Raw genomic sequence first — 6,140 nt, 5'->3', positions numbered from 1 at the left:
CCATTATACCGATAGCAATATCCCCCAGCACCAACATTTCAACCATCAACGATGCTCATTAGCACCACCCCAAAGCTAACGCTTCTCCCTCAGTTTTTCTTTTTCAATTGAAAAAAAAAGCCCGGCGGTCAGACCAGCGGAGACATTGCCCGGCGATGAAGTCCGGCGGCGCTTTGGCCTGGCGTAGCCGGACAAAGTGCTGGCGGACTTCGTCGTTGCCGGGGTGAAGGGGGCGGCTTCGGAGCCCCCTTCACCTCCAGGCGCTTGCGCCGTGTAGTTGTCAGGGCGGCAACACCGAAGTCCGGACTGGCTGCCGACCTCAGGAGGCAATGGCCAGGAAGGCGAAGGTGGCGGGCCGCCGCGGGAGCCCACCGGGGGCCGACAGCGGAAGCGCGATAGCGCGCAGCTGGCGGTCACGCGAAGCGGCAAGGCGACCGGGCGGCGACGGCAGGAGCCGGTCCCGGACGTCCGCAGCCCCGGTGGGCAGAGCGGCCCGCATACTAGGGCGGCGAAGGAACCGGACCCGCCCCCTTTGGGGGTTGGGGGGCCGGGGCCGGGAGCCGCCGGCGCCGAGCCCGAACCGGGCGCACAGCCCGTGACATCAAGCGACGAAGGAGCGACTGGCGCGGGATGTGCTGACGGTGAGGCTCCGAGGCGCGCCGCTTTACCGCTTCACAGACGGAGAGACTGAGCCTGTAGCGCTAGAGCAAAGCATCAATAACAAAGTCTGGACCTCGTTTGATGTGGTAGATCCGGATCACAAAGACCTCCAGACTAGGCTCTTCGATGGTAAAAACGATGTTGTATTTATCGGCCACGATCCGCCGGAAGGCATCACCCACCAACTCGTAGGTATCCTGGACGGGTGCATTTGCGGCAGGCATTTCTTCCAGCTTGTCTATAGCTTTAAGGATTTCATCCTGCACCTTAGCTGCACGGGTAAGCGACTGCCTTTCGGCAACATTATCCAGTATTTCAGCAAGGTCTTGACGCGCAGCAGGGGTAACGATTACTTGATACGTGCCAGCCATTCGTCTGATTGTTTTCTTAGTTCTGCAACACTGATTCCCTCCCCTGCTTTCGCTCGGGCTACCTGCTCATCAGCTTGTTCCAGGAACTCACCAACGGTGATCGCCTCACCCTTTGGCGTATAGCCCATCACCCGGCTTTTTTGTTTGTTGACGTAGGTTTCCATGAGATTGTAGACGGCGGCAAAAAACTCGTCATCAATGCGGTCCAGAAGTTCTTTTGCGTGGGTACGTTGCTCGGTAACACTCATGGCTATTGGTATTGGTGGTAAGATCATAAAAGTAACGATTTAGTTAGTTATTCAGTTTCATTTTTCAGCGGATGGAACCGCAGCACAGCCTGCCGCAGCGCCTCAAGGTTGTTCTCCCGGTACGCCTCAGTAGCCGATATTTTCTTGTGTCCCGCGAAAGCCTGCACCTGCCGCAGCCCCTGACCCTCAGCCAGTTTTTGGGCGATCACGCTTTGCCGGATCGTCGTCGGCGTCAGCCGTTTGTTTAGGAGTAGTGGTCGCAGCGTTTCGACCAGATAGTGCACCCCCTCACCCCGCTCCGGAGTACCCCGACTGGTCAGTAAAAGGTGATCGCTTTCTTCAGTCAAAAGGCTGGCCCGATCCTCCTGCAGGTAAGCGTGTAAAGTCATCACCTGGGCGGCATCGAGGCGTAAAGTCCGAGCTTCTGTTTTGCTTGTCGCTGGAACGCGGACGGTCGCTTTTTGCAAGTCGATATCGCCAATTTTCAACGCCCCGATCTCCCGCACCAACAACGCTTGGTGGACCAGTAAGCCAATGATTACCCGGTTCCGATTTTCCAGCAGCGCATACCGATTTGGGCGCGGACGCAGGAGCAAAGCAAGTTCGTTGGGAGCAAGCAAGTCCTGCGTTTGCACCTGGTCCCTGACGACGTCGCGCAACCGCAGCCGACTCCCCGGATGATCATCCCGCCGACCACTAAGCACCAGGTACCGGTAGTAACTCTTGATCGCAAAAAGGATCCTCCGCACCGTCGCCGGATTGTCGTACCGCTTGCGTAAGGCCGACAGATAGCCAACCAACTCACCATAACTCGTTTGTAAAGCTGCAGCTTCTCCGCCGATTCGCTCCAGGTAATGCCCGATCTCGAAGGCATAGATTTTTGCCGTTCCGTCGCTGTAATGCTCGTCTAAGTAATCGGTTAAAGTCATTGTCATCAGTTCATTGTTGCATTAAAAAACGCAGAGCGTTTTCCTAAAAAGCCCTCCCCCGTGGGACCGCCGAAGGCAGACGCGAAGCGCACGGTTGGGAGGGGGTTTCTTGCTCATAAGTCTTCCGTCTTGACTCGGGTGTAAAGCTGCGTAGTCTCCAAATACCCATGCCCCAAAAAGTCCCGCACCCGCTCCAGCTCCATGCCGCGCGCCAGCAGGTGGGTGGCCACGGCGTGGCGCAGTCCGTGCGGCGTGATTTGCTTGTTCACTTTGGCTTCTTTGACCAGCTTCGCCAAGTGCTTGCTAATGGTGTTGCCGCGCATTCGCCGACCACGATCATTGAGCAGATAGGCTTTGCCGGTGTAGTCGTTGGCCCAGCGCCAGCGGTCCCGTTTTTGATAGTGTTTCAGCCCTTCGGCAACCCGACCGCTCAGCGGGATCACCCGGCGTTTGCGCCCCTTGCCCCGGCGCACGTAGAGCAGCGCAGCGCGGTGGTCGACGTCGCCCAGGTCGAGGGCTTCGGCTTCCATCCGGCGCAGACCGCAGCCGTAGAGCAGGTGCAGCAGGGCGGTCAGTCGGGCATCGTCTTTGGCCGTCAGGTAGAGCGCGTCGACCTCGGCCCGCGTGGCCACGTAGCGTTCCGACTTCGGCGGCGCCGGCAAGCGGATGCCCGCCAGCGGACTCCCGCCCCGCAAGCCGTGCCGCTCCGCATAATCAAACAGCAACCGCAGACTAAAAACATACCCCTGGATCGTGTACCCGCTCAACGCTCCTCCCGTTTGGCTGGGCCGCGTTTGCAGGTAGGTCAGGTGCTCGTCGATGTCGGCTTTTTCGACCTGATCTAAGGTCAGTTTACCCTGCTGTTCCAGCCGCTGCAAAAACTCCCCCGATCCGCTCAGCGAAGCCGTCGCTTTGGCGTAGCCCAGCAGCAATAACTCCGCCCGGCACGACCGCAGCAGTTCGTTGTAATACGCCGTCTTGGGTTGGTAAGCTTTGCTCATCTAACTTTCTTTGCATCCTGCGTTCGCGCCCTGATTATTCCCCTTAACACCTTTTGGGAACGCGGAACGCCAGCCCCATTTTGCCCCCTAAAGCCAGCAATAATGCGCCCTCTGGCGTTCCGGCTGGCGTTCCTTGGTGTTCCACCTTTAGTTACTCAAGGCCTCTATTTGCTGATTTAGCTCCGTTTTGATGCGTCCGCGCAGCGCGCTCTGGTCGTCCCAATGGGCGATTTTGTAATGGTAGCCCCGGTTCGCAAAACCGTTCTGCCGGACGTACTCCAGCTCGACCAACTTCGATAAATAACGGTGCTGCTGCGTCTTGCTCACGCCCGTTATTTTGCGCAGCTCGAAGCGGTTAAAAGCGTAGTCTTTACCCAGCTTTCCGACGTGTTTTTTGACGTTCTCAAAGAACTGCCGCAGACTCCCGTCCAACTCATCCACCTTCAAAACGATGCTCTCAAAAAGGATCTCACACGCCACCCGCAGATCATCCGGCGCGGTGATCACCCGGCCGCGCGCGTCGCGCTCGCGTTGGTACTGATTGAGCAGCGTGATCTGCCGAACGAAGCTTTGGTACAGCTCGTTCAACCGCCTGATTTTGTGCGCATCCTCCGGCAGTTTGATCTTGTCCGCAAACGGATTAACCACCTCCAACGGCTCCAACATCCGCAAGCAGTTTTGCATGAACTGGCGTACGTTCTGCTCGTCCCGACCATCGATCTTACCCGCGCTCTTTTTGTTCTGGTAGTCGATGATTCTCAGGCTCTGTTCCCGGCTCTCGTCCACGGCCACGACGAAGCAGCGACTGATATTATCCTCGTAAAGTTCCGCCTTCGTCGTGCAACTCATGCTGGCGATCGGACCGCGCACGATCCGCTCCGCGCCCCGGATGTTTCCGTGCTCGTCCTTGAAGCTCGTCGAGGTGATCAGGATCTCGCTCGACTGCAGTTCTCTGACCGCTAAAAGCGCCTCCTCTTTCAGCCCGTCAATGTCCTCGAAGCAGAGCAACTTGTGGCTAAAATAGTGCTCGCCCTGGTTGTAAAAACTCCCGTCCGTCACCCGCGTATACCGCTTGACCACTTCCTCGGGGATCAACTCCGACACCACCCGCAGCAACCGCGTTTTGCCGCTGCCGCTCGCGCCCTGGATCAGCGCGTGGAGCGTGTTCGGCATCGCAAACGAACTCGCCACGACGAACAGCAGCAGCCGGTTGTTTTCCTCGCCCGTGATGCCCGCCCGCTCGATCAGTTCGTTGATTCTTTCAAGTAGATTCGGGGCTTTGAGGAACTGTAGGCAGCGTTTGCGGTCGGCCGCGCCGACGCTGATTTTGGTCGGTTCTTCGCGTTTGGTTTGCGTCCGGATGGTTTCGCGGTGGGCTTCCAGGAGTTCGGTTAACCGGTCCAGGTCGAGCTCGATGAGGTCGGCGCGTAGGCTCAGTTTTTCGGCGACAGCGCGGGCGCAGCGGCCTATTTGCTTATCCTCGTACAAGTCCAGTTTTTGCCGACTTCTCCGCCCCTCGGCACTCGTGATGGCCAGCGTCACTTTGAGGCTGTCCAAGTCTTTAGCTGCGGTTCTCACCCCTCCTTTTACTTCGTAAGTTGCCGTTGTCGTTTGGTAGACGAGGTTATTTTTGTTGCTCGTGTCAAGCGTGGCAGCGGGTACTCTTTCCGGCACCACCGGCGCAGCGTTAGCGATGGTTTCGCGACGGGCGAACAGGTCGTTAAAAGTCGCTTCCACATCGTCGCTCTGACTAGCTACCTCGTTGACATCGCTGCCCTGCGGCAACTCGATAAAGCTAATCGTCAACCCCGGCTTAAGCCCCATCAGCTCGGCGGCGATGGCTTCCGTAGCCTTGATGCCAGCCGCGTCGTTGTCCAGAGCCAGGATGATCTCGCGCAGGTCTTTCAGGTTCGTGATGGCGGTTTTGTGCTCGGCCGTCAGCCCGTTCGTGCCGTAGAGGGCGAGGATGGCGTACAACTCCAGATTGAACTCGTAGCGGCGGATGCTTGCAGTATCGATCACGCTTTCGGTCAGGATCAGGGTTTGGGTCGTTGCGTCCGGATAGTAGGGGTACAGTCCTTTTCGGTTGGCGGTGTAGTAGTGGCCGCTGCCCTTAATCGCGCGGCCGTAGAGGCTTACCGTTTTGCCGGCCGCGTCGCGCAACGGGAGGATGATGCAGCCGCGACCCCACTTATCCGCTGTCCGTTGGGATTTGTAGCCGATGCCGAGGAAGTCGTGGTATTTCAGTCCGCGACCCTCACAGTAGGCTTTGGCGGCGGTGTGCTTTTTCATCGTCTCCAGGCTGGCGGTGTAGATGGCTTTGGCGTCGAGGGTTTCCGGCTTTGGCGTAGCTGGTATTTGCGCTGGGATGCTTACTGGATTGCCGATCAGGTCTTTAGCTTTTAGGATGGCTTCGCGTTTTGTGCTGTTGTCCATGCGCATGATGAAGTCGATTACGTCAACGCTTTTGACTTCACAGCTTCCGGCGAAGCAAAAAGCCGTGTTGGTTTCCGGGTAGATCTTCATGGAGGCTTTGCCGTCGGCGTGGAAGGGGCAGTTCATTGAACTGCCTTTACCCACTTCCAAGCCATAGTGGGCCAGGATGGATAAAATAGAAAGTTGGTTTTTGATCTCCTGGATAGTCATTCCGGTTTTTTCTTTCAGTTGATTTCTTCAATTGAAAGCCGCAAAAGTTAAAGTTTCGCTACACTTTCAGGTGCAAAGCTAACGGAATAGTTATATTCAAACAACTTTTGAAGATTACTTTTACACTTTTAGGTATAATACCTTAGCAAAATCAAGCAATATGCAGTTAGATTTCTACCCAATGGAGTTCAACCAACGCCTCGTACAGCTGAGGAAAGAGCACAACCTCTCTCAAAGCGAGTTAGCCAAGAAAATCGGGATTCATGCCAACGTCGTCGGCAGGTA

Annotated in this window: 6 protein-coding genes; 1 reads left to right on the top strand and 5 read right to left on the bottom strand. The window is 56.8% G+C overall.

All coding sequences use genetic code 11. The annotated features are described in order from the left end of the window. Positions 1-701: 701 nt before the first annotated feature. The 5 genes from BM123_RS23560 to BM123_RS23540 form a co-directional block, all read right to left on the bottom strand. Entirely contained in the window at positions 702-1,031 is a 330-nt protein-coding gene (locus BM123_RS23560; protein WP_090173586.1) for a type II toxin-antitoxin system RelE/ParE family toxin, read from the bottom strand. Next, a complete protein-coding gene (locus BM123_RS23555; RefSeq protein WP_139212081.1) occupies positions 1,010-1,306 on the bottom strand; it encodes a hypothetical protein in 297 nt (98 codons plus the stop codon). The genes BM123_RS23560 and BM123_RS23555 overlap by 22 nt, the downstream gene beginning before the upstream one ends. A gap of 20 nt (positions 1,307-1,326) precedes the next feature. After that, positions 1,327-2,214: a tyrosine-type recombinase/integrase gene (locus BM123_RS23550; protein ID WP_090173583.1), complete on the bottom strand. Its 888-nt coding sequence runs from the start codon at positions 2,212-2,214 to the stop codon at positions 1,327-1,329. Positions 2,215-2,321: 107 nt separating this feature from the next. Next, on the bottom strand, positions 2,322-3,209 hold the full coding sequence (locus tag BM123_RS23545) for a tyrosine-type recombinase/integrase (protein WP_090173582.1): 888 nt from the start codon (positions 3,207-3,209) through the stop codon (positions 2,322-2,324). A gap of 147 nt (positions 3,210-3,356) precedes the next feature. After that, positions 3,357-5,855, bottom strand: a complete 2,499-nt coding sequence (locus tag BM123_RS23540) for a toprim domain-containing protein (RefSeq protein WP_090173580.1) — start codon at positions 5,853-5,855, stop codon at positions 3,357-3,359. Positions 5,856-6,015: 160 nt separating this feature from the next. Here BM123_RS23540 and BM123_RS24955 point away from each other — a divergent pair. Further along, a partial coding sequence (locus BM123_RS24955) for a helix-turn-helix domain-containing protein (RefSeq protein ID WP_217642216.1) occupies positions 6,016-6,140 on the top strand: 125 nt, incomplete at its 3' end.

Origin of the sequence: Neolewinella agarilytica (genome assembly GCF_900110645.1) — a bacterium.
Taxonomy (GTDB): Bacteria; Bacteroidota; Bacteroidia; order Chitinophagales; family Saprospiraceae; genus Neolewinella; species Neolewinella agarilytica.
The sequence above is the reverse complement of the archived record's forward strand: the minus strand, read 5'-3'. Positions and strand labels throughout refer to the sequence as shown.